This window comes from Pantoea sp. X-Soil-TKNS-1280, assembly GCF_059730475.1.
In genome coordinates, this window is sequence record NZ_AP035962.1 from 3,757,720 (window position 1) to 3,782,083 (window position 24,364).

26 protein-coding genes are annotated in these 24,364 nt (G+C 49.0%); 10 read left to right on the plus strand and 16 right to left on the minus strand.

Features of this window, described 5'->3' with window-relative positions; all coding sequences use genetic code 11:
• Window positions 1-117: 117 nt before the first annotated feature.
• Window positions 118-1,884 (plus strand): terminase ATPase subunit family protein, encoded by a 1,767-nt coding sequence (locus tag AC6I8X_RS17400; protein ID WP_497840205.1) that lies wholly within the window; start codon window positions 118-120, stop codon window positions 1,882-1,884.
• Window positions 1,885-2,916, plus strand: a complete 1,032-nt coding sequence (locus tag AC6I8X_RS17405; RefSeq protein ID WP_497840206.1) for a phage portal protein — start codon at window positions 1,885-1,887, stop codon at window positions 2,914-2,916.
• Between the two features lie 43 nt (window positions 2,917-2,959).
• Here the strand turns inward: AC6I8X_RS17405 and AC6I8X_RS17410 are convergent, their stop codons facing one another.
• A complete protein-coding gene (locus AC6I8X_RS17410) occupies window positions 2,960-3,868 on the minus strand; it encodes a toll/interleukin-1 receptor domain-containing protein (protein WP_497840207.1) in 909 nt (302 codons plus the stop codon).
• A 29-nt stretch (window positions 3,869-3,897) separates the two neighbouring features.
• The gene (locus AC6I8X_RS17415) at window positions 3,898-5,385 is read right to left on the minus strand and encodes an ATP-dependent nuclease (RefSeq protein WP_497840208.1); all 1,488 of its coding nucleotides are present in this window, start codon (window positions 5,383-5,385) and stop codon (window positions 3,898-3,900) included.
• Window positions 5,386-6,650: 1,265 nt separating this feature from the next.
• Here AC6I8X_RS17415 and AC6I8X_RS17420 point away from each other — a divergent pair.
• Complete coding sequence (locus tag AC6I8X_RS17420; RefSeq protein ID WP_497840209.1) at window positions 6,651-7,082, plus strand: hypothetical protein; 432 nt, start codon at window positions 6,651-6,653, stop codon at window positions 7,080-7,082.
• Window positions 7,083-7,365: 283 nt separating this feature from the next.
• Here the strand turns inward: AC6I8X_RS17420 and AC6I8X_RS17425 are convergent, their stop codons facing one another.
• From AC6I8X_RS17425 to AC6I8X_RS17465, 9 genes are all read right to left on the minus strand, one after another.
• Window positions 7,366-7,554: a hypothetical protein gene (locus AC6I8X_RS17425; RefSeq protein WP_455852566.1), complete on the minus strand. Its 189-nt coding sequence runs from the start codon at window positions 7,552-7,554 to the stop codon at window positions 7,366-7,368.
• A gap of 101 nt (window positions 7,555-7,655) precedes the next feature.
• Entirely contained in the window at window positions 7,656-9,665 is a 2,010-nt protein-coding gene (locus tag AC6I8X_RS17430) for a replication endonuclease (protein WP_497840210.1), read from the minus strand.
• Window positions 9,658-9,975, minus strand: a complete 318-nt coding sequence (locus AC6I8X_RS17435; protein ID WP_497840211.1) for a DUF5405 family protein — start codon at window positions 9,973-9,975, stop codon at window positions 9,658-9,660. Before AC6I8X_RS17435 ends, AC6I8X_RS17430 begins: the two co-directional genes overlap by 8 nt.
• Window positions 9,972-10,199: a TraR/DksA family transcriptional regulator gene (locus AC6I8X_RS17440; RefSeq protein WP_497840212.1), complete on the minus strand. Its 228-nt coding sequence runs from the start codon at window positions 10,197-10,199 to the stop codon at window positions 9,972-9,974. Before AC6I8X_RS17440 ends, AC6I8X_RS17435 begins: the two co-directional genes overlap by 4 nt.
• Window positions 10,199-10,426 carry a DUF2732 family protein gene (locus AC6I8X_RS17445; RefSeq protein ID WP_497829590.1) on the minus strand — a complete coding sequence of 76 codons (228 nt, stop codon included), beginning with the start codon at window positions 10,424-10,426 and terminating at the stop codon, window positions 10,199-10,201. The genes AC6I8X_RS17440 and AC6I8X_RS17445 overlap by 1 nt, the downstream gene beginning before the upstream one ends.
• A 69-nt stretch (window positions 10,427-10,495) precedes the next feature.
• Entirely contained in the window at window positions 10,496-10,834 is a 339-nt protein-coding gene (locus AC6I8X_RS17450) for a DUF5347 family protein (protein ID WP_497840213.1), read from the minus strand.
• Window positions 10,798-10,989, minus strand: a complete 192-nt coding sequence (locus tag AC6I8X_RS17455; protein WP_497840214.1) for a phage filamentation protein Fil family protein — start codon at window positions 10,987-10,989, stop codon at window positions 10,798-10,800. The genes AC6I8X_RS17450 and AC6I8X_RS17455 overlap by 37 nt, the downstream gene beginning before the upstream one ends.
• 2 nt (window positions 10,990-10,991) lie before the next feature.
• Window positions 10,992-11,501: a phage regulatory CII family protein gene (locus tag AC6I8X_RS17460; protein WP_497840215.1), complete on the minus strand. Its 510-nt coding sequence runs from the start codon at window positions 11,499-11,501 to the stop codon at window positions 10,992-10,994.
• Window positions 11,502-11,535: 34 nt separating this feature from the next.
• Entirely contained in the window at window positions 11,536-11,772 is a 237-nt protein-coding gene (locus AC6I8X_RS17465) for a regulator (RefSeq protein ID WP_497840216.1), read from the minus strand.
• An 89-nt stretch (window positions 11,773-11,861) separates the two neighbouring features.
• Here AC6I8X_RS17465 and AC6I8X_RS17470 point away from each other — a divergent pair, with 89 nt between their 5' ends.
• From AC6I8X_RS17470 to ddlA, 6 genes are all read left to right on the plus strand, one after another.
• Window positions 11,862-12,467: a phage repressor protein CI gene (locus AC6I8X_RS17470; RefSeq protein ID WP_497840217.1), complete on the plus strand. Its 606-nt coding sequence runs from the start codon at window positions 11,862-11,864 to the stop codon at window positions 12,465-12,467.
• Between the two features lie 8 nt (window positions 12,468-12,475).
• On the plus strand, window positions 12,476-13,498 hold the full coding sequence (locus tag AC6I8X_RS17475) for a phage integrase (protein ID WP_497840218.1): 1,023 nt from the start codon (window positions 12,476-12,478) through the stop codon (window positions 13,496-13,498).
• A gap of 14 nt (window positions 13,499-13,512) precedes the next feature.
• Window positions 13,513-13,971 carry a hypothetical protein gene (locus AC6I8X_RS17480; RefSeq protein WP_497840219.1) on the plus strand — a complete coding sequence of 153 codons (459 nt, stop codon included), beginning with the start codon at window positions 13,513-13,515 and terminating at the stop codon, window positions 13,969-13,971.
• Window positions 13,972-14,064: 93 nt separating this feature from the next.
• The gene (locus tag AC6I8X_RS17485; protein WP_497840220.1) at window positions 14,065-14,502 is read left to right on the plus strand and encodes a hypothetical protein; all 438 of its coding nucleotides are present in this window, start codon (window positions 14,065-14,067) and stop codon (window positions 14,500-14,502) included.
• Between the two features lie 757 nt (window positions 14,503-15,259).
• Entirely contained in the window at window positions 15,260-15,532 is a 273-nt protein-coding gene (locus AC6I8X_RS17490) for a hypothetical protein (RefSeq protein WP_497840221.1), read from the plus strand.
• A 738-nt stretch (window positions 15,533-16,270) separates the two neighbouring features.
• Window positions 16,271-17,365 carry a D-alanine--D-alanine ligase gene (gene ddlA / locus AC6I8X_RS17495; RefSeq protein ID WP_497840222.1) on the plus strand — a complete coding sequence of 365 codons (1,095 nt, stop codon included), beginning with the start codon at window positions 16,271-16,273 and terminating at the stop codon, window positions 17,363-17,365.
• 3 nt (window positions 17,366-17,368) lie between these two features.
• Here the strand turns inward: ddlA and AC6I8X_RS17500 are convergent, their stop codons facing one another.
• The 4 genes from AC6I8X_RS17500 to AC6I8X_RS17515 all read right to left on the minus strand — a co-directional run bounded on the left by AC6I8X_RS17500 (window position 17,369) and on the right by AC6I8X_RS17515 (window position 22,528).
• Window positions 17,369-18,793, minus strand: a complete 1,425-nt coding sequence (locus AC6I8X_RS17500) for a GGDEF domain-containing protein (protein ID WP_313683226.1) — start codon at window positions 18,791-18,793, stop codon at window positions 17,369-17,371.
• A 263-nt stretch (window positions 18,794-19,056) separates the two neighbouring features.
• Complete coding sequence (locus AC6I8X_RS17505) at window positions 19,057-20,505, minus strand: SulP family inorganic anion transporter (RefSeq protein ID WP_497841051.1); 1,449 nt, start codon at window positions 20,503-20,505, stop codon at window positions 19,057-19,059.
• Window positions 20,506-20,507: 2 nt separating this feature from the next.
• Entirely contained in the window at window positions 20,508-21,149 is a 642-nt protein-coding gene (locus tag AC6I8X_RS17510; protein WP_313683237.1) for a carbonic anhydrase, read from the minus strand.
• A gap of 569 nt (window positions 21,150-21,718) precedes the next feature.
• Window positions 21,719-22,528, minus strand: a complete 810-nt coding sequence (locus tag AC6I8X_RS17515) for a 5'-nucleotidase, lipoprotein e(P4) family (protein WP_313683236.1) — start codon at window positions 22,526-22,528, stop codon at window positions 21,719-21,721.
• Between the two features lie 109 nt (window positions 22,529-22,637).
• Here AC6I8X_RS17515 and AC6I8X_RS17520 point away from each other — a divergent pair, with 109 nt between their 5' ends.
• The gene (locus AC6I8X_RS17520; RefSeq protein ID WP_313683225.1) at window positions 22,638-23,357 is read left to right on the plus strand and encodes a purine nucleoside phosphorylase YfiH/LACC1 family protein; all 720 of its coding nucleotides are present in this window, start codon (window positions 22,638-22,640) and stop codon (window positions 23,355-23,357) included.
• On the opposite strand, the gene idnR is transcribed toward AC6I8X_RS17520, so the two are convergent.
• Window positions 23,321-24,349 carry a DNA-binding transcriptional regulator IdnR gene (gene idnR, locus AC6I8X_RS17525; protein ID WP_497840223.1) on the minus strand — a complete coding sequence of 343 codons (1,029 nt, stop codon included), beginning with the start codon at window positions 24,347-24,349 and terminating at the stop codon, window positions 23,321-23,323. The genes AC6I8X_RS17520 and idnR overlap by 37 nt on opposite strands.
• Window positions 24,350-24,364 lie beyond the last annotated feature (15 nt).

Consider the following 24,364-nt stretch of genomic DNA (forward strand, 5'->3'; position numbering starts at 1 on the left):
TCTGAGAGCCTTATGTTTGCGGCGGGAGGGGTATCGAAACAACGTGCGGACATTGTGAGATAACTGGCACAAAGGACAGTCAGCGAAAGCGATGTGTCAACGCCTTATCGTTGTGCCATGACGAACACACTTACCCCCGAAGACCTCGATCCCCGCAGGCAGGCCATGCTCCTGTACTTTCAGGGATACCGTATCGCCCGCATTGCTGAAATGCTGGGAGAGAAACCCGCAACCGTTCACAGCTGGAAGAAGCGCGACAAATGGGGCGACTACGGCCCACTGGATCAGATGCAGCTGACCACCGCCGCACGCTACTGCCAGCTGGTCATGAAGGAGACGAAAGAAGGGAAGGACTTCAAGGAAATTGACCTGCTGGCGCGCCAGTCAGAACGACACGCACGCATCGGCAAATTTAACAACGGCGGGAACGAAGCAGACCTGAACCCGAAGGTGGCGAACCGCAACAGCGGACCACGCAAGCCGCCGGAAAAGAATGTTTTCAGCGACGAACAGATCGAGAAACTCCAGGAGATTTTCCACGGGTCGATGTTCGGCTACCAGCGCCAGTGGTGGGATGCAGGCAACAAGCACCGCATCCGTAACGTGCTTAAATCACGCCAGATTGGTGCCACCTTCTACTTTGCCCGCGAGGCGCTAATTGATGCACTGACCACCGGGCGCAACCAGATTTTCCTCTCAGCCAGTAAGGCGCAGGCGCACGTCTTTAAGCAGTACATCATTGAGTTTGCCAAAGAGGTGGACGTTGAACTGAAAGGCGATCCGATGACGCTAGGCAACGGCGCGGGCCTGTACTTCCTCGGCACCAACGCCCGCACCGCGCAGAGTTACCACGGCAACCTGTACCTGGATGAATATTTCTGGATACCGAAATTTCAGGAACTGCGCAAGGTGGCCTCAGGGATGGCGCTACATAAGAAATGGCGGCAGACGTATTTTTCCACGCCGTCGAGCCTTACGCACAGCGCCTATCCGTTCTGGTCCGGCGCACTGTTCAACCGGGGGCGCGCCAAAGCCGACCGCGTGGACATTGACCTGGCGCACGCCAGCCTGGCACCAGGCCGTTTCTGCGATGACGGTCAGTTTCGCCAGATTGTCACCGTGGAGGATGCGGTGCGCGGGGGATGTAACCTTTTCGACCTCAACCAGTTGCGCCTGGAATACAGCCCTCCGGAATACCAGAACCTGCTGATGTGCGAATTTGTAGACGATCTCGCATCAGTGTTCCCGCTGCAGCTACTGCAAAAATGCATGGTGGACAGCTGGGAGGTGTGGTCCGACTTTGAAGCGCTCGCGCTGCGCCCGTTCGGCTGGCGCGAGGTGTGGATCGGTTACGACCCGGCGAAAGGCACGCAGAACGGCGACAGTGCCGGATGTGTGGTAATTGCACCGCCTGCCGTGCCGGGGGGCAAGTTCCGCATCCTGGAGCGCCACCAGTGGCGCGGAATGGACTTCCGCGCACAGGCTGAATCCATCCGCAAACTGACGCAGCAGTACAACGTGACCTATATCGGCATCGACTCCACCGGCGTTGGTCTCGGCGTATACGAGAACGTGAAGATGTTTTTCCCGGCGGTGAAAGAATTTGTCTATAACCCGAACGTCAAAAACGCCCTGGTGCTGAAGGCATTCGACATCATCAGCGGTGGGCGTCTGGAGTTTGACGCCGGGCACCTCGACATCGCGCAGTCATTCATGGCAATCCGCCGCACCACCACGGCCAGCGGCAACCGCCCGACCTATGAAGCCAGCCGCAGCGAAGAAGCCAGCCACGCGGATTTGGCCTGGGCAACCATGCACGCACTGGCAAACGAACCACTGCAGGGCGAAGCCGCACACACCCGCAACATTATGGAGATTTTTTAAATGAGTAAACGCAGGAACCGCACACGCACGCAGCCCGTGCAGCAACAGCAGATGAACAGCAGCGCGGCAGCAAAGGCGTTTACCTTTGGCGACCCGGTGCCGGTGCTGGACCGCCGCGAACTGCTGGACTATGTGGAATGCGTGATTATGGATCGCTGGTATGAGCCGCCGGTGAGTTTTGACGGGCTGGCGCGCACGTTCCGGGCCGCAGTGCATCACAGCTCACCCATCAATGTGAAGCGCAATATTTTGACCAGCACCTTTATCCCGCATCCGCTGTTGAGCCAGCAGGCATTTAGCCGCTTTGTGCAGGATTATCTGGTGTTCGGCAATGCCTACCTGGAGAAGCGCACAAATCGCCTTGGCGGCGTGTTGTCGCTGGAGCCATCACTGGCGAAATTTACCCGGCGCGGCACGGAGTTAGATACTTACTGGTTTGTGCAGTATGGGCTAAACACGCAGCCCTATGAGTTCACGAAAGGCAGCGTCTTTCACCTCATGGAGCCGGATCTTAATCAGGAGGTTTACGGCCTGCCTGAGTATCTGTCGGCTATTCCGTCCACCCTGCTAAACGAGTCGGCAACGCTGTTTCGTCGCAAATATTACCTTAATGGCAGCCATGCCGGTTTTATCATGTACATGACTGACGCAGCGCAGAATCAGGAAGACGTGGACAACATCCGTAAGGCGATGAAAAGCGCGAAGGGACCGGGTAATTTCCGCAACCTGTTTATGTATTCTCCGAGCGGAAAGAAAGATGGGATTCAGATCATCCCGCTGTCAGAGGTAGCGGCTAAGGATGAGTTTCTGAATATCAAAAACGTAAGTCGGGACGACATGATGGCCGCACATCGTGTGCCTCCGCAAATGATGGGTATTATGCCGAATAATGTGGGGGGGTTTGGGGACGTGGAAAAAGCCAGTAAAGTGTTTGTAATAAATGAGCTAATCCCACTCCAAAAGCGTTTCGAAGAGCTTAATAATTGGATCGGCGATAATGTAATTTCCTTCTCTGAATATGCCATCACCTAATGATTAAACATGAAAACATTAGGTTACGCGCATAGTTAAAATCCTAAGCGAATGGATTTCTACCGATAGGAGGAAGGGGGATACTGATATTATGCAGTTCCATCAGCAATTGCTTTATTTGGTCATTAAAATCCCTTCCTTCACTTAGATTGTAATGCAGGCGAGTAGATAAAGCATCAGGCTTTATATAAGGTGAATTCAACTGCCTAATTACAGGGATGAATTTATGAGAGCCCAAATTATTAATTAACTCATTAACAACCAGAACATTTTCATAACCAACACCGCCTGTTCTCTCTTTGGCTTTTTGAACATATGATTCAGTGCAAATCACAATAACCCTATCTGATTCACCTATGGAGCGTTCCATAAAGGCAACCAAGTCTTCACCTCCTCTTATATGCCATTGATCTAATATGACATCAATTCCATTTTGACGCAACCAAGAAGCAACCCCTGCGACCCACTGTTTATGCTCAGGCGAATCCCAAGAATAGGTTATAAAAACTTTTGGGGGTCTTGCTTGTGCCTCGTAAATCCTGTCATCCAAAACTCCCTTTTGTTTTAATAGCTCGATTAGATTTACATCTTTAATCGCCCAATGTGTTCTATTCTGTTCGAACGTGTGAGCTATATCAAGCTCCCGGTAGCATTCAGATATAGTTTTATATGGTATTTCCCCGATGGTATGATTAATTGAATATGTAATCTTTAACTCCCCCTGCCGGCGCTGAATTTCTGTAATTTGCCCAACCCTAGCAGAAGCATGAAGGAAGTCCTCATATAAAAACAAAGTTGGTAAAGATTTTAAAGTTGAAATTAATTCATCTGATAAAATCCCGAATTTTGATTTTATGGAATCATCGGTATACTCCAAAAACCTTGTTTTTGATATCACCCAAGAAGGATTATTCCAACTACCCTCACCAGCTGTCATGAGCAGATTAAACATACTTACCCCATCAGATAAAAAATTTACATTCATTTAGCATCAAGCATTTTTTCCAGTGTTGTTTCAAAGCTGGAAAAATCAATCATACTTCGAACATCACCACATAAATATTGGATAAAACTGGATTCTGAAATACTCCGACTTTCCAAGTCAGATTTAATACGGAAGTAGAATTTTTTATCTGGATTTTCAGGGGTTGTTTTATATTTCTCATTATGAGCGGCTACTAATTCATCCAATGACGTCAAAATAAAATACTTATCATTAATTACTTTTCTTATACCTTCGTTCTTCCTGAGATAAACTACGTCATATATGAACTTTTCGATACTCGGTATGGGAAGAAAACATTTAGGTATAGTGGAGTATTCAATTTTTTTTGAGACATCTTCCTTAACATCACCATCCAATATACTTATTATTTTTCTGTTAAGGCCAATCACATTGTTTGCTAACAAATCTTTGTGTAAAGATAAAACGTTGTTCCATCCGCCAACGGGAGCTATATGGACAAGCCTACTCGTTTTTAAATTCTTATTAACAAGGACATGATCAATTACAGTTGCCGCAAGTTTGTCCTCTGCTAAAATCAGATAATCGAATCCATCATGTCTGTAAACATCACGAATTGCATAACTAGGAAAACATGGGTTCGTAAGATTCATTACCCCATTATTATTGTCGAGCATGAACATATTGCTTGGCTTAATACTTCTTATCACTTCAGGTGAATGAGATGTCAAATAAATAACAACATTCTTTTGGGTTTCATTCAAATTATTTAAAAGTGCTATTAGTCTTGTTATAGCGATAGGATGCAATGCAAGTTCAATTTCATCAATTAATATTAACGCCTTACCTGCCTGACCTGATTTATTATCAACAATGGTGTAATATATAAAATTAAGTAGCGATATCAGAAGGCACTCACCTGAACTCATTCTATATTGACTTAATAGTTTTCCATTTTTCGCCTCATTGAAATAGGGGATATTATTGAGATTAAGATTAGTGGCGGCTTGTCGGTTTTTTATCTTCCTCAAATTTCTATAATGCTCACGATCTCCATGTAGTATGTAACTTAAATTATCCTTTATATAATCGACGGCATCAATTATATCTTCATCAGTGATTTCACCCTTCCTCAACAGTGCATCAACCACTCTAGAATCATCGAACCTAGCCCCATAAAACAAACTACCCTCGTATAAGCCGTTATATCTAAATGGCGGTATTCCTTTTGGTAGCCTCCATTGATTTTTAATCGGCATCCATCTATTAACCTGGGTTTTATCAGAGTTAACTTTTATTTCAATACTTGAACTTTCGGTGTAATCTTCATTCTTCAGCATCATAAATCGACGCTCACTTAGAAGTACCGAAAGTATTAACATCAAGGTACTTTTCCCACACCCATTCCCTCCAACGAAACCGTAAAGCCCCCCTTCAAAAGGAATTTCAATTTTCGCACTCGTAATGTTTTTAATATTGTTTACATCAATGCTTATTGTATCCATTCTGCATCCTCATAAATCATCAAGAAGTCAGCGCTTGAAAAAACAGGAGAAAATAAGAATATTCTCATTTTTTATCAGAAGTCATCTTTATAATCAATGATAAGTTGAGCGTGTACGCACCACTAACCTTTTATCTAGGTAAAAATGTTTAGACTTGAATTAGTGATAACCCTTAAGGTGTAACGGTAAACCACTATTTATTAACATATTTCTAAGATACCAATCTGAGACTTACCTTATCCAGCCATCACTTAGTTGTCGACGAATCAATCAGTAACTGGATGGTCAGCGGAAGATTCTCTTTGACAAAGTCTTCAGAAAAATAGTGTTCAAAGCTGATTTTCTCAAGATACAACATTGAATCAGCCTGAATGTTTTTTGAGCAACTCATGAGTACCTAATGGCTCCATCCAGACATCCTGATTATGACCAAACCATACTTTAGCGGGGAAGTGTTTAAATCAAAATAACCGGCGATTATTGTACTCGCGAACCAAATCACAGACTACTTATTCAATGTCCTGCATTTCCATAGTTAATTTTCAGTATTTACAATACGGTTTTAACGCACCATCGTCTCACAACTGCTTTGGCTATATCCACCTCAATGACCAGCCAGCTAATCACTGAGATTATGGTATTTCCCCTCTCTAGACCGCTGCGGCAGCCAGAACTAACTTAGCACTGGTGACGGAGTACTCGTATTTTTTACAGTCAGGCTGTAATGCTCCTCACAGCTCTCCAGAGAGGCGGATATAGGATACATTTAACCTTTACTACCCATCAGCGCGCGCTCGTACCCCCGCCACGCCTGCCCGCTTCATGATTCAGTTTTCATGCACCTGCAAGACATACACAAAAGTGCGCCAGAACTGGCGGGCCAGTGCAAAAGTGATCCTCATCAGATCATGCGAACTCATGCAGCATAGGCATGCACATAAAAAAACCGCCCAACGGTGGTCCAAACTTCCCATGTTAGTTACAAAGCAAAGAAAGCGGCAAATCAAAATTTAGGCGACTCTTGGTTCATACATCAGTTTAAACAAGACATGACATGTAGAGATAGATCATGTTATTTGTGCAATCTAATATGGTTTAGTAACTCTTTAACAACCACACCAAGCTCGGCACTGCTTGCCTGCTCTAACAGTTTGTTAGTATAGCTTTCAACCTCTCGAGAGCTTAAATCGTTGTTGAGTGCTAAGCAGGTCATGTGCTGAGACCAGGACTGAATCCATTTTTCATCGCTAGAAAGGGAATTTTGCATGTCTAAAAATCTCGATTTATTTAACAAACAAACGGCGGAAATTTTTGCGGTGCTGTGGGAAAACTTTCCAGTTCCACAAGCCATTACTTACGAAAAGTTTAATGCCAAGCTACCTGAGGACTACTTCGATCAACTTAACTCACCTGAAATGAAGGCGTTAAGAGAATTGCGCAGTGTGGTTGAAGGCACATTTATTTTTCTTGGTGAAAACGGATACATCCAGTACGAGACAGATCACCAAACCTATTTCCGTAATGTACGCCTAACAGAAAAATCACTCGCGGTGCTTAACAAAAAACTTGAGGCGCTAGGCAGCAACGAGAAAATGGGCGATAAAATAATTAGCGCGGTTAAAGACGGCACACCCGGTGTTATTGCAGGTGCGGTGACAAACCTGCTCACAATGGGCATCAACATGTTCACTTCATAAAGATAGCCAACGCCTCACGGCACTAGTTGTTCAACCATGCTGGCGTCAAAAGCTAGTTTTGACGCCAGCATGGTTATCAGGTCACCTACTGTCATCTCCGGCAGAATGTGTTGCTGATTGTTTTCATCCAAACCAAAGCCATGCAGATAATGCCGTTATCACCGATCAAGCGATTCTTTAAGTCGACTCTCTCGTTGTGTTAGCACTCACCTACCGTAAGCATTTCCGGTCTGATTTGCAGTGTTAATCCTATTAGATCTCGCTACGCGTGACACCTGAAATACTATTCAGAAGCGTGCATCATGCGTGAATATTCGTGGCTTCTGACTTTTCTCATCAGTTCATCAGTCAGTTCTGAGACCCACTGAATGGCAAGCTGTTTTTCATCATCAGTGCAATCACTAGCTGCAACAAGTTTCATAAATAAATCAATACGCTGGAGCTTCATCGACTCCAAAAAATAATCCTGCATATTCCCTCCGCACAATTAACAACTGGTTATACATACAGTATATTATGAGTTTCGAAATGTGAAATGTTTTTTTACCCTCCGTGATAAATCCTCGGGATTAATCAGATGGTTATCTTTTGTTCCTGCAACCTACCTCCCCGGTAAAAAAGCCGCATCCGCGCGCCTGCATTGAGGCTGCAACCTCTGAAGAGGAGACTGATTTCCTCTTCATCTCCCGCAAAACCTCGCGCTTTTAGTTCCATCTCTAACCGTCGGCGCTGCGGCCCCGTACAGTTATTGACAGAACTCCAAGGGGCGGCGATGCCGCCAGAAGGACCAGCCTCTGCTGACGCGTCGGCCAATTTGGCAACCTTTTCCCACTTAACCAGACGGGTGAACACTTCAGAGTCATGAATATGAGGCGAGTAAATCCCCTGCACGCGCTGCACGTCTTCGGCGTAGTCGTTGCCCATTTCGGTGATTTCATAACAAAGGCGGATCACTAAATCCTCGCGCGCAACCAGCGGGCCGCCCTGCGCCATCGTGTAAGACGCCCAGCAGCTCGCAACCGACGCCGAAGCCAGAACCGCATCCATCTTTGCGTTAGGCAACCGGATATCGCCCAGGCGGCGCAGTTCGCGCCATACCGTGACCGGCGCACCGCCAATCTGCTGAAACTGTCGGATACGCCAGCGTGATGCCCATGCGCAAACAGCCTTTGCCATTTCACGCATATCCGCGCCGGTTTCGTCGTCTTTTTCACCCTCCATTGCATAGCCGTCGATGTTCTTGGAAATGTATTTGGCGATATAGCCTGTTGCGCTGCCCTTCGTGGGATCGATAGGTTCGGCATGGAAGCGGGCTTTAAGCGCCTGCGGCGTGGTAAGTTCGTTACTGTCTTCCTTACAGGCATATTTACGCATGATCTGCTGCACGCGTTCGCGGTGTTCCGGCAGCATGAAAAGCAGCATGTGCCAGTGTGGCGTACCATCGTGGTGAGGTTCTACGACACGGAAACCAAAGACGTGAATGTCCTCGCGCGCTATCGCAGCCCGAATACGTGACCAGACGCGGCACAGGTAACGCTGCGTGTCGCGTGGGCTTGAGCCATTCCATTTAGAGATAAAGCCGCCCTGGCTATAAACCGAGTGATAACGCGACGGAGCGGTTAATGTGTAGAACTCCCCCACACAGCCAGTTTCGTTGGCGATGTCCTCAAAACCACGCATTCTGGTCATCAGTTCACGGCGACGCATGGCCGGATTCGCGGTGCTACGGTTGACCATTTCATCAAGCGCAATGCGGTCGCCGGTTTCTTCGTTCACCAGGTCAAAGCGTTTGAAAAAATCACGGTTACGCTTTTTCTGTTCAACCCATTCCGCCAGGGTGCCGCGCGATACATAAGGCGAAGCAGATTTCTGCACCTGACCAACCGCAATCGCCATATGTTCCCGCTGCAGATCGCGCATCTGCTTCAGACGCCCACGCCACCATTCCGGTGCCATCATGCGTAGCAAACCGGATTGCGCTTTGCGCAAAGGCAATTCACCTTTGCAGGCTTTAAATTCGGCCCAGTATGGCGGCTGCGTTCCCGTCAGCGCGGCCAACTCTGCCACGTATCGATACGCAATGCAGGTGACGGCCTGTTCATCAGTTTCCTTTGGCATAGAAACCTTATCGACAAACTCCGCCAGACTTAGCGACAGGAACGAAACTACTTTATAGGCAAGATCACGCACATCTTGACGGTCCAGCGTAGGCAGGCGATCAAGCTGCTTAATAAAGGGGAATTCATGCTGTGCAGCGTCATCAAGACAATAACGGCTGCGGACAAGCTGAAGGCGTGGCAATACGCTCTGGCCGATAGTCTGGCGTAGAAACGCATTGGCACGGCGTCGGCCATTGTTACCTGAGAGGATGCGGGTATAACGATCAGCAAAGTATCCGGCCAGATAGTCTGGCATATCATGCAGATACTGACTGCGCCAACTGTGATCATCAGGATTGACGTTCCAGAGACGGCGCTCGGAAAGGGACATATCCGCCGGGGCAGACATACCAAAAAAATCACGCCGTTGCTGGTTAACGGCGTGGTATTCACCAGTAAGTAAGCCGGAAAGAGACTCAGCCATTCTTAGCCTGAGATTTTGCCAGTTCCAGCAGTGCAAGCTCGGCCATTTCAGCAATGCGGCGGGTTTCTGCTACAAAACTCGCAACATTGTTCATCTGGCCTTTGAAGACCAATTGACCGATTACGTCTGAAACCAGATCGCGAATCAGCAGGATGCGGCTGTCATAAACGGCCATAGTGGCTGGCACCGACTGGCGCACATCGTCAATCACCTGCCAACCGGACTTTTCCAGAACCAGCTTCTGCGGCTTACCTGGCTCGTTTGATTCCAGTGCTCGCACAGAGTAACTACTGTTGATAGACACTCTCATGGTGCAGGCCTCTTACAATGTGCACCTTTCAGCTCGCTGATTTCTTTGCAGGTGACACAAACTGAGACGCCCGGCAGCGTACGACGGCGTGCCTCGGGGATCTCTTCACCGCATGACAGGCAGAAAAATTCGCTCGCCCCTGCTGGGCGTAATGTCGCGTTTGCCAGATTGCGCGCCAGCTCCTCCTGTACGCGCTGCTGCACTAAATCCATTGAGTCAGCCATTAATGCAACTCCTGAGACTGGTTTTCAAAACGCGTGGACTCTTTATCCAGCAGCTCAATAATTTCAGTCGCCGTTAGCTCTTTTTGGCGTGCATGGATTGCAAGAGCAGCAAGACGAACAGAAACAGCCAGCGCATCATCACTACGCTGCTCACTCTTTGCTTTACTAAGTAGAACGTTGAGCGCGTCCTCATCAGCTTTAAATTTTCGGGTTTCGATGTTTCGCATAATTCATTCTCCAGAATTTGGGCAAAAGAATGCCCGGCGGGTTTACGCCATTCATTTTCTTTGGGTTAATTAATTTGGAAGTGTCAGCTTTTTGGGAAATAAGCTCACGACTGCACGAAAGTGATTCATTGCTCCAATCAGCGCTGCTATCTCGTCACTCGTCAGCTCACTATATTCAACGCTGTGACGCTCTTTGCTGATATTCGCCAGGAAGAATAATGCACCCAGGGCACGGTTATTTTGTTCAAACTGTTGATCGCGTTTATTACGCATATCGCTAATAAAACGCTTTAACTCATTGCCGCAATCGCCATACATCATGGTGCGCAGCGCTGATATATGATTCAGCGCACTAGCACGCTGACCGGCATTCATCTGAACAGTGATGTTTTCAGCTTTGTAACCCATGATTTTTGCTTCCTGTTTCCGCTTAAACCTGCCAGCAATTCGACCTGTGATTGCGCCGGATGCCAGCGCCTGCCCTGCTCACCCGCGATCCAACCGTGACTGTATGCATGTGACGGGCTTTGCCGCTTGAGAAGTGGTGCTATGGAAAAGGCCATGATCACCCCATGCCGATAGATGCACCAAGACCACTAAGCACATCAGCCGTACCCGCCAATGCTGGGTTTGATTGAACACGAGCCTGGACTGCGAGAGCCGCTAACGTAAGGCAGCGAATCCCGGCATGGACGTTCTGGACCAAGCTGCGACGACTTGCAGGCGTTAGTTTCTCCTGACTGACAACACCGGCGGCAAGCTGTCCGACTTCTGCGGTTGCCTTGAGCACATAAGCGGGCAGATTTTCCTGCGCCATTTCATTCACCGGAACACATGGCAGGCATTGCAGTTGTGCCAGCGCGCCATCGACCAGCGTTGAATCTTCAGTGAGGTCAGTAAGAATCAGCATTTCGCGAACAGTAAGCTGGTGCACCTGATCGGGGTTTAGCTTATTGCTAATCGTTTGGGGATTAAGTCCCGCCTTTTTAGCCAACTGGATGATGTTGTGCTTTGCGGAAAAAGCCCGGCACGCCTCATCAAAATGGCTATGTGTGGAAACACGGAAATCAAACATGATTATTCCCTTTCGTTATCCCAATATGGATACATCAGGCTTGCATTGCGATTTCGCAGCCAGATGCGGCCTCAATAATCAGAGCAACCATGTTGATTTGGATAAGTTCGTTAACCCCTTCTTTCTTCCTGATTGGCAGGCGGTTTTCGCGGTACATCTGGCGGACAGTCCCTTCCTTGTAACCAGTACGGCGGCAGAACTCTTCCACGGTGATGTAGGGTTCAGAAATCACAAGATTGATTGATGGGCGCATTGAAAGTTTACGGGTCATGATGCAGTATCCTCTGTTGAGTTCTAGCCAACTCTATTAATCACTATTAAACACGTCTTGATACGACGAGTGAATATTAGGATCACAAATTGGAAAGGTCAACGAAAGATTTTACGAGTCGTAAAGCTCCAGCTTTACCAGTGGGTGGTAAAGACCCCATTGAACGTATCGTTCAAGCATATGGTTTTTCATCACGTCAGGCCCTATGTCGTCACTTAGACGTATCACAAAGCACAATGGCTAACCGCATAATGCGTGGGAATTTTCCTGCCGATTGGGTTCTGATTTGTGCGATGGAGACAGGCACATCTCTGGAATGGTTAACCTATGGGCGTGGGGATTCCAACATCACAAATCAGGATAATCCACCAACTAAAATAGAACTCAAAAACATCACAAATGGGAAGTTTTCAACATCAGATTGGGTTGAGTATGATGCACAGCTCCTGCCTGGTGAAGTTAACACGCCAATACTGATCCGATTTGAGAAACAGACTTTCTTGGTTGATGAAACTGAGGCCGAAATTACAGATGGTTTATGGCTGATTGAGATTGATGGGCTTGTCAGTGTGAAAGAGCTTTATCGCTTTCCCGGTGGACGTATCCGCGTCGAGAACGGCAAAGCATCGTTCGAGTGCAAAGCAGAAGAGATCAAAGTGCTGGGGAAGGTCGTCGCTCGCACTGAATATTTTTAAGGAAAGAAATGGCTGTTAGTAAATTACCCTCCGGCAAATGGCAGGCACAGGTTTTTCCCAACGGGCGTGACGGAAAACGAATCCGCCGCCAGTTCGCGACAAAAGGCGAAGCGCTGTCATATGAGAAATACGTAAAGGAACAGGCTCAAGATAAGCCCTGGCTGGGTGAGAAAACGGATAAACGGCGGGTAATTGATTTGGTTGAACTCTGGTTCAACACGCACGGCATCACTTTAGCGGATGGAGAGAAACGACAAACAACGATGGAGTTCGCCTGCAACGCGATGGGAAATCCACTTGCAACCGAATTCAACGCAAAAGTTTTCGCCGCTTACCGCGAACAACGCTTAAGTGGGAAAATCACCCGCTCAAGCAGAGTGAAGGCGGTAGCCCCTCGCACCGTAAATCTTGAACTTGCTTACTTCAGGGCAATGTTCAATGAATTGCGCCGTTTGGATGAATGGAATGCACCAAATCCCTTAGAGAATGTTCGGGAATTCAAAATCAGTGAGTCTGAAATGTCGTATCTCACTATTGATGAGATCCGCACACTTCTGGTTGAATGTAATAAAAGTCGTTCTGAAGACCTGACGAAGATAGTCAAAATTTGCTTGGCAACCGGCGCGCGCTGGAGCGAAGCCGAAGGCTTGAAGGGGAATCAGATTCGCACAGGGCAAATCATCTATGTCAAAACAAAAGGCAAGAAAAACAGAGCGGTGCCGATAAATGAAAAATTACAGGCTGAACTCCCATCGAGCAGGAAAGCACAGTTGCTCTTTAAACCATGTTATTCAGCCTTTAGAAAAGCCATGCAGCGTGCCGGTATTGAGACATCTGCCGGGCAACTAACGCATGTTTTACGGCACACATTCGCGTCTCATTTCATGATGAACGGAGGCAATATTCTTGTTCTTCAGAGAATATTGGGGCACACAGATATCAAGGTGACGATGCGGTATGCACACTTTGCACCTGATCATCTATCCGAAGCAATGTTACTTAACCCTCTAATTCAAGTCGATTCGATCTAATTATGGAAAAAGAAATGTTATCATTTTTATTAGGTGTTCTTTCTAGCATTGTCGCAACAGGAATTATTTACCTTGTAGTCAAGGTCGCACTGCCAAATTTAAAAGATAAATGGTTATACAATGGAGTACGAGTATCTGGCACATGGGATGTTTACGAAGAACGTAACGGTATAAATATAAAGTCTGGAACATTAGAACTGACACAACTCGGCCGTATTATTAATGGAACCAGTACTAGAACAAAAACCCGTGACGGAAACGAATCACAGAGAAAATTCAATTACTTCGGTTCAATCAGCGCTCACCAAATGACGCTGGTCTTCGATGACGCTAAAGGCAAGGATTTTGACACTGGTTCGTACGTTTTTATAATTCAGAACGATTGTAAGACTATGGTCGGCATGACTACTTTTCACGGTAAGCCTGAGAATAAAATTGTCGCAGAGCAGAGAACTTTAATAAAAGTTGCATAATAAATCCTCAGCCTTATATTAAAATCGCAATCTTGTGCAGAATTTTCAGGTGGTAGATTTGACTATTAATTTTCACTTGGTGGGAGAAATAATATGGGCGTAGAGTTTCATATCACACGAGCAGAATTTTGGGCTGAAAACGATGATTACCAAATCAGTGCTGATGAATGGTTAGATATAATAAATAGCGATCCCGAACTTAGTTTATCGCCGGAAAGCGGAGAGTTTCACGCCATATGGAATGGTGAAAGATCAGATGGAGAAGACTGGCTTGAATGGTTTCAAGGTAACATTAGCACCAAATGGCCACCAACCTCCCTCTACCGCAAAATGCTCCAAATATCTCAGAAGTTGAACGCTAAGGTAATGGATGACAATGGCACAGTATATGAAACTCCAGACGCCTGGCATTACGATCCAAAAAGCATCATTCCAGCGGTTTCCGTTAGCATTCAAAATGGCAGCAAAGTGGCAGCAGAGCGCAACGCTATTCAACGCTTTTTGTCCCTATTCGATTCAAAGAAAAGTTAAAAATCAGTAACTTATTGATTTATTTAACTTCAAATAGGGACTCATAATCGCTTGGTCGCTGGTTCAAACCCAGCAGGGGCCACCAAATTTAGCAAACAAATTCATACAGTTAAGCCACCTCTTTCGGTGGCTTTTTTGTTGCCAACCTTTATCAGTGTCGCCAAAATGCCTCACCTGTCTTTGTTAGTCATACCCGTTGATGGGTTTTTGCTTGTAATCGACAAAGGCTCTCGCGGGCTGAGTCAGTGCCAGAAGCGGTCCTGCAAAATTCTGACCAGGAGAGGCGCAGAACCCTTAATATTCCCCGGCTTAAAGGTAATATCCACGCCTTTGTGCAGATGTAATTAAACACCATCCGGCTCTCAAAAAGGGCATAAAAATGTTTTTTACTACATTTTCATCGTGTAGTGTCAAAAACTCACCTTCACACAATGATTGTGCGAAACTCTGATTAATATATTCACTAGTAAGGTTACAGGGATGGCTTACAGTAATTACTACATTATTAACTGAATGGAGGCTGACAAAGAGCTGGCAATCAGACTTGAACAAGCATTTAAAGGTGTCAAAGATGAAATACTGGAAAAAGGCCAGCAGCTTACTGATGCTTTTACTCGTGCAACCTGGTACACATCATGTTTGACTGAGAACTATCAGGATGTGTAGCAAACTCAGCAATGAGGATGTCAGGTTTGTGAAAGGGCTGGTTGAACTCGTAAAAATAAAAGATATCATATTTTTTCTTATCAAATAATATGTGAAGAAATTCTTAAAGAATCAGACAGAAGAAAAAATAGCAAATATTGCACGCGAGCTATCAAAAATGGGGTCACATGCTGCAAATGGTGTTTTAACGAATCGTGCACTCACCTTTGCTGTCACGCAAGCCATCGCTAATTCATTCTCGCTGACATCCCACTTTGCACGTAATAAATTCAGAAACGGAACAAATTACACCTTATGGGGTTTAACCGTGTATAGTTTTGTAACTGAAGCAGCAAGAAAAGCTGAAGAATTAAAAAAATACTAACCTGCATACTATTTTCCCCTTTACAGCCTGAATCTCGAAATGATGTATTTTTTAGTTGAGCCAGTATTATCTAAAAATAATCACTTCAGTACTTTTTATAAATCCGATAAAGAACTGGCCCAGGGCCTATTCAGGTTAATGCAATGATCAGCAGACTCTTCAAGAGAATATTTAAAGATCTTACCTGGTACTTTTCCGGGGCCATTCCAGTTTTTCTGGTGGTTATTTTTTCTATGATCGCAGTGACATATTGGGAAAAATACGCAATCAGGAGCATAGGAATTTTCATCCTGTTTATGGTCGTTACGTATGTCTATATTGCTATGAAACACAAAAAATAGTTTATTGCGGAAACTTAGAAGGTATCAGGCCCTGTAAGGGGAGAAGGCAGAAAGATTTGGCACAACTTGTAGCAGCGCGATTTATCGTGCGTGTTTTCCCAGCACCTTGCACCAATCGCGCAACAAATCACAGCAATCCGGGCCAGTCAGCACCTAACCCCCTCAATGCAAAAAAACCTCACTTTTCTCAAATTTATGATCCACCTCACATCCCCACCAACTATACCAAGGTATAGTTTATTCAAGTATTTCCCTGGTGTTGGCCTTATTTGGCATCCCCTCGTCCGAGGGGATTTTTTTAACCTCTCCCTACTAAAGCCCGCAGCTACCCGCTATACCTGCGCCCCCCACCCCGTGTTATCTTACCCATTCGCTTTACCGCAATCGGACAAAAAAAATGGCAAAACAGTGCGTGGGAATCATTTTTGGTGGAAAGTCAGCCGAACATGAAGTGTCATTACAATCAGCAAAAAACATTCTTGAGGCTATCGATAAAAGCAAATTTGAGGTGGTGTTGCTGGGTATCGATAAGCAGGGTGAATGGCATCTGAACGATGCTTCCGGCTTTCTGCTGAACGCGGAGAATCCCGCACTGATAGCGCTTAACCGCTCCGGTGAGAATGTCGCGCTCGTGCCAGGTCAGGCATCGCAGCAGCTGATCACCCGTCACAACGCCCATCCCCTGTCGCAGGTTGATGTCATTTTCCCGATTGTGCATGGCACGCTGGGCGAAGATGGTTCGCTACAGGGTCTGCTGCGCATGGCGAACCTGCCATTTGTCGGTTCCGGCGTGCTGGGTTCTGCCGTCAGTATGGATAAAGATTTCACCAAACGTCTGCTGCGTGATGCCGGGCTGAATGTTGCCCCATGGGTCAGCGTCACCCAGACACAACGCGCCCAGCTTGATGTGCAGGCAGTGGTGGAGCGTTTTGGTCTGCCGCTGTTTATCAAACCAGCGAACCAGGGTTCCTCGGTTGGTGTCAGCAAAGTCAGCCATATTGAGGAGTTAGCGGCGGCACTTGACCTTGCCTTTACCTTTGACCGCAAGGTCCTGATTGAGCAAGGTATTAAAGGCCGCGAGATCGAATGTGCCGTGCTGGGCAATGACGACCCCATCGCCAGCCCCTGTGGCGAAGTGGTGGTGCACGATGAGTTTTACTCGTATGACACCAAATACATCAGCGAGAACGGTGCTCAGGTCGTGGTGCCTGCAGCGATCGATGCTGAAGATAGCGAAGCGATCCGTGCCGTGGCGCTGAAAGCATTTCAGGCGCTGGAGTGCAGTGGTATGGCGCGTGTGGATGTGTTTCTCACGGAAGGCGGAGACATCATCGTTAATGAAGTCAACACGTTGCCTGGCTTCACTAACATCAGCATGTATCCCAAGCTATGGCAGGCCGCAGGTCTGGATTACAGCGCGTTGATTACCCGTCTGATCGAGCTGGCGCTGGAACGCCATCAGCAAAGCAGCGCCCTGAAAAGTAGCGTGTAACTATCAGGCAACGTCATTTACCATCGGGCGAGGCTCAACGGCTGGCGAAGTTTGATTGCGGCCGTTGCGCTTCGACAGATAAAGATTCTTATCTGCCGCCGAAATCAGGCGATTAATCACACCCTGCCACTCACGCTCGTTCACCGCACTGCCATGTGCCAGCCCAAGGCTGCCGGTTACCGTCACGGTATTGCCCTGCAACCAGAACTTATCTTTAACCATCGACTGGCGAATCGCTTCGGCCAGTTGATACAGCTGGATGTAGCTATAGTCAAAAACCACCACGACAAATTCTTCACCACCAAAGCGGCAAACCAGCCCGCGATTATTCACCACATCCTGAATACGCCGGGCAATTTCTTCCAGCACGCCATCACCGGCATCATGACCAAAGTTGTCGTTAATGGCCTTGAAGTAGTCAACATCCAGCATCACCACCCCGGCGACACGGTGCAGAGAGAAAGGCTCCTGGCGCAGATTTTCATACAAACCCGAACGCGACAGCAACTGGGTGAGGAAATCAAAATTGGCGCGCAACGATAGCCGCTGATTCAGCTGACGGATGGCGTCCATGCTGACGGCCACCAGCAACGGGCTGATGGTGATGGTCGCGACGCCAAGGCGTACTGAGGTGAGATGGCTGATCGGCAGCAAAGCATCATCGCCCTGAATATTCATCACCCCGTGAGAAACCAGAATGATTTCGGTGATCCCGGTGAGCAACAGTACCAGGCTGGTGATGGGGATCGGCAACACAATCGCACACCAGATCAATGCCGGAACCGGAAAAGTCAGGCTACCCGCCCCGCCAATCATCGCGCCGATAGTCAGCGACAATACGACACCAACCAGCGGCAGCAACTTGCTGGCATGTAATAACGAACGCCAGGCGACCGAGCGCAGCGGGCGCGCCAGCAGAACGGGCAGCAGCATCAGCGATGTAGAAAATTGCTCACTGAACCAATCGCCCCAGGCGGTGATAAAACGCGCACTGAAGCCGACTTCCTGCACCCATGCCCCCCAGGTCGCGCACGACATCGCTGCCAGCAGGCAAGCGGGGAAAATACGCATGGCGTTAATCACCCGGCTATTTGCTGATGGCGGCAACAGATGCTTAATCAGCATGCTAACCGCCACCAGGATAAACAGGATATTGGCCACGTTGAGGGTCACGGCGAGCATGGCCCAGCCAGAGAACACCGTATCGTTAAAGACCATCGCCACAAAACACACGACATAACTGGAGATACGATGCAGAAAAGGGTTACGCACCATCAACCCGGCAATCAGCGCGTTGACCGGCCAGAACAGCGACAGTTCCTGCGGCACACGCAAATGGCTGCCAATAAAGCAGAAGAACAGCGTGATGAGGAACAGCGAGAGAGCATTCTTTTTAAAATTATTCTCTGCAAACAGCTTAACGCGCATACGTCGAACCCTGTAACCTGGAAAGTCGCTGCCATATGCCGGGGGCATCAGCAGGCATTAAACCTGAAAAAAGGACATTCTGATTCGTTAATTAAGCCCGTGTTCATCATTCAACTCTGCGCCTGGGGGTCGTAGCGAGTGCTGAGAGAGGCCAGGCAATGATGGAGAAAAGCGCGACAATTATGCCCTGTAAATAAAAAAATCGGATATCCGAGATATCCGATTTTTAAGTAATAACACAAATTTCAGTTGCAGACGGATTGCTATTTTACCGCGACTGGCCACTGACTGAGGCGAATGCCGCGTTTATCCGCATTTTCGCCAAAATCCTGTAGCACCGCTTTGACATCCGGGTCGAGATACTCAGCGTTATCGTGGTCCACAATCACCACGCTGTTTTCCGGGATCTCTGCCAGCAAACCCTGCAATTTGGGGTTATGCATAAAGGTCAGATTCTGCTGGAAGCGCAGCACGTAGTGGTCGTCATAACGGGTCAGCTGCAACGCATTGCGGTGGCTCTGATACAGGCTGAAAAGTATCTGGGTAACGATACCGATGCCGATCCCGGCCAGCATCCCAAACACAATAATGCCGACGATAGTGGCAAGGAAGGGCACATATTGCTGCGCCCCCATGCGCATTTGCTCGACGAGCAGACGTGGCGTTGCCAGCTTATATCCGGTGTACAGCAACACAGCCGCGAGGCTGGCGAGTGGAATGGCATTCAATAAATTGCTAAACCACAGCCCGCAAATCAGCAACAACACGCCATGCAGCAGAATCGAGACCTTACTTTGCGCCCCCACGCTGACGTTCACCGAACTGCGCACAATCACTGCGGTGATCGGCATCGCCCCCAGCAAACCGGCGGTGAGGTTACCCACTCCCTGGGCAAACATCTCTTTGTTTGGCGAGGGAGCCGGATGCTGTGGACGCAGTTTTTTCAGCGCCTCCTGGCTGAGTAACGTTTCCAGGCTCGCCACCAGCGCCAGCGTCAGCGCCACCACCCATACCGCAGGGTTTTGCCATGCCAGCCAGTCCGGGGTTTCCAGTTCGGCTGCCAATGCCGCCATGCTGTCAAAGGCTGGCAGGGTGATACGCGGCAAACCCGCCCCCCCCGACACCGTCGCCAGACACCCCACCAGCACTGCCACCAGCGGGCCGGGGATCCAGCTTAGCGCTTTGATCGATTTGATAAATGGCGTGGTCCAGAACCACAAAATCAGCAGCCCGACACCGGCCACCAGCATCGCCGAAGTTGAGAAAACAAACTCGCCATTCACCAGTGATATCAGCTCCGCATCGCCCGCCGCACCCAGCGCGACCGGAATCTGCTGGATAATCAGCAAAATACCAATCGCCGCCAGCATCCCCTTGATGACACTCCCCGGAACCAGGGCAATAAAACGTCCGGCACGTAGCACACCAAACAGACACTGCAACAAACCGGCGAGCATCAATGCGGTGAGGAAGGCGGAGAAGCTGCCCAGCGTCTCAATCGAAGCCACCACAATGGTGACCAGGCCCGCTGCCGGTCCGCTCACGGCAAAGCGCGACGGACTGAGCGCCGTGACCAGCAATCCGCCAATCACACCGGTGAGCAGACCGGCAAACGGTGGCAGACCGCTGGCCTGGGCAATCCCGAGACAAAGTGGCAGCGCCACCAGAAAAACCACCAGACCAGCCGGAATATCCTGGCGCAGGGTATTCAGATTCATGGTATCGATTCCTCTGCAGATTGCTGAATTAACTCTTTCAGATGGCCAGACTGCAGATCATACACGCAGCCAAACACATCCAGTTGTTGTCCGGCCTGCCATGCCAGCCGTACCGGTTCGGTTACCACTAACTGCGAAAACTGGGTAATCACATTGGCTTCCACCAGACGATTAAGCTTGCTGCCCTCTTCTTCCTGCGCGCTGGCCGCACGATATTCCACCAGCCCCTGCGCTAAACCGCTGCGCAGGGCGGCAATACGCCGTGCCAGCGCCGAATCTTCCTTTGCCAGCGGGCTTTCTGGCAGACCCAGCGCAGCCTGTACCCCGCCACAGCCGTAATGGCCGCACAACACCACACGCTCAACACCGAGATAGAAAATCGCGTACTGCAACACACTCATCAGATTGTCGTCATCAGGCACCACCATGTTGGCGATGTTGCGATGTACAAACAGTTCGCCCGGATGCGCGCCGGTTAATACCTCGGCCGGCACACGACTATCAGAGCAGCCAATCCAGAGTGAATGTGGTTTTTGCTGATGAAGATATTTTTCGAAATAGTGCGGATTACGCTGGCGGCGCTGTAATGCCCAACTGCGATTTTTCGCTAATAAGGGTTTGAGTGTCGTCACAATTATCTTCTCTTAATGTCCGGGAATACCGTATCCAGGCGAATTACGCCGTGAATAAGACAGGGATCAGGGGAAAAAGCAGAGCTTCCTCACAAAAAATGGTTATAGACGCTTAAGAGTAGTAATGCACCATAGTTATTTCCAGCTCCTTCAATTTAAGGCTAAATGTAAATTTAGATTCAGTTTATGTCGAAGGAAAGTAAGGTTTTGCAAGGTGACGGGGAAATGTTACGGAGAATGATATGCATTAATATCATATGGTTAAGTTAAAAATTAAATAATGCATAATCAATGCAATGACAAAAAAATACACGTAGTGATGTTACGGTTAATTTTCTTTTAACGATGCGGGCCATTTAATACCAGGAAACTTCTTAATTATAAAATTTATGATTGGATGATTTCACTGCCTGCCTGTTAAATACACCGAATATTACGCTATTTATAGCGCCCGGTTGCGGTAAGAGATCACGAAAATAATGAGAAGAATAATAGTTGCGATGAAAAGTAAATATTTCCGGACCTGGAAGGGCTAAATAGCGCCCGACACAGCAGGCGCTTTTTTTCCTGACGAATTATTTACCGTCCCACGCTCTCAGACGCGCTGCACGTACCTGCAACTGCTGTTCCGGCGTCAACTTGTTGTAGTTTTCCGCCATCCCGCTTTCCCAGTCACCGTACAGCGGATTGGGCAGCACGATAAATTGCGTACCAAAGCGCTGATGATTGCCGCTGACAAACGCCCGACGCTGCTCATTGTTCTGATGCCATGTCACCCCCCCGAAGTCATTCAGGTTGTCTCCGGCATACAGCACCACGTTATAGCCTTCGGCTTTGATCGCATCGAATCGTGCCTGTTTGTTGGAGCTGCCGGTGCTGAGCCGTACCGTTTTCTCATTCACCCCGGTGAAACCCAGCTTCTTCAGATTATCCACCGTCGCGGCGTAATCCTTTTGATCGCGGTTGGAAACGTAAAACATAGTGCCACCGTGGCTGTTAACGTAGTTGGCAAATTCCACCGCCCCCGGCACCGCCAGAGCCTGACGCGCCTGCGTCCAGGCTGACCAGGTTTTTCCGCTAAATGGCTGACCATTTTTTGCCTGCCACGCACTGTAGGCGCTGTTATCGATCATGGTTTCATCGAGATCGACGATCACCGCCTTGGGCTTACCGGCCAGCGAAGGTGCCTGATCAAACGCCATACGCGCGGTGTTGAACGCCTGCCAGCTCAGCGCCTGATACTCGCCCGATTGCTGGAACCAGTTTACCGCCAGTACCGACTGCTGGCCGAGCTGCGCCTGTGCCTGCTGTTTCGAAGGCTGCGCACAGCCGGTGAGCGCCAGCGCCATCAGGCCGATTGGTGCCAGCCAGGTGGTTTTTTTCATCATTTCATCCTTAAGTGATTACGGTCAGTTTGTGTAAAGCTGTCAAAATGTAGCAGTTAACGTAAGCTGTTGGCAGCAGAAAGCGATCGGCTCGATAAAGGAGATACTTATGGCTCACCCTGAACATCCGGCACCACGCTCAGCATTACTCGATGCGCTGGGCTGGCTGGAATATGCTTTTCAGCCAGCGGGCGTACCGGCTCCCTTTGACGCCGCCTATGGACACCAGCGCCACAGTGCCAACGTGGTGATGGCGGGTGACAACCTGCCGCCCAAAAGCTGCGAATCCGATGGGGTGATTGGTGAGGATAACCGGCCGGTCGCGGTCTACACGGCCGACTGTCTGCCGGTGCTGTTCGCCGATACCCATAACCATCAGGTTGCCGCGGTACATGCCGGGCTGAAAGGAACCTTGTCCGGCGTGCTGAATAGCGCTATTGACCGCCTGCTGGCGTTGGGTGCTCAGCCAGCTTCTCTGCATGTCGCCATCGGTCCGGCAATTGGTCCGTGCTGCTATGAACTGGGGCAGGATTTAGTGACGCAAATGCAGGCGCAGCCCGGTTTACCCGCGCTGAACTGGTCGGCCATCCAGCCGGAAAATCCGCAGGCCATCCGACCTCAGGCACGCGCCCAGCAGCAGGGGATTTGGTTTGATCTGCCGCATCTGGCACGGGGATTATTACAGCAACGCGGCATTCCAGCAGAACAGATTGAAGTGGTGCCGCTATGCACCTATTGCACGGCCGAAGCCGGTTCCAGTTACCGCTACAACACTCATTTTGCCAGCGGCTATCAATCCCGCTTCTCATGGATTCGCTGTCGCGACTGAATGGTTTCGCCCATAAAGATCTGATAATTAAGATCGATGCTGTCGGCATTGAAAGCCGGATCGGCAATTTTCTTCAGCAGCAACTCCGCCGCCTGGACGCCAATGTCATAGCGCGGCGTGATCACACTGGCGAGGCTGGGATACATATCCCGGCTGATATCAAGGCCGTGAAAGCCGGTAATGGCAATCTCATCCGGCACCGCGATCCCCTGGCGCTGGCACCAGAGCAGCGCGCCCAGCGAAATATCGTCATTGGTACAAAAGACCGCGTCCAGCTCCGGATGCAGCCGTAACGCCTGCTCCAGCATGGTTGCCCCGAGCCGCTGGGAAGAAAGGGTGCGCGGATTCATGCGTGCCGCACGCAGTCCCCGTTCCTGCATCGCTTTGCGGAATCCCTGGAAGCGAAACTCATCCCGACGATCATCCAGCGAACCGAGATAAACAATGCAGCGTCGCCCCTGCTCCAGCAGCGTGCGCGTCATATCATAACCCGCATTGAAGTTGTTAAAACCCACCTGCATATCGAGGCACGGACCCTGGGTATCCATCACTTCAACGATGGGGATCTTTGCCGCCCGCAGGTGCTTTACCGTTCGCAGCGTATGCTGTTTTTCACACAGGATGATGCCGTCAATATTCCACGCCAGCAGATTGAGCACCTGCTCCTCTTCGCTGCGTGCATCGTAGTTGTAGTGGGCAATCAGGGTCTGGTAGTGACCGGCGCGCGTGGCATATTCAATGCCGCTCAGCAGATCGGCAAAGATCTGGTTTTTAAACGAAGGGATCAATACGCCCAGCGTGTCGCTTTTCGCGGGCGACTGCACCCCGGCCACAGGCTGAGGCACATAGTTCAGTTCTTCGATGACCCGCGCAATACGTTCGCCGGTATAGCTGGCTACCTTATCCGGCGTACGCAGGTAGCGACTGACGGTCATTTTGGTGACACCCGCCAGCTCGGCAATGTCCTGAAGAGAGATTCGATGCTCAGTCACGATGGCTCACCTCCC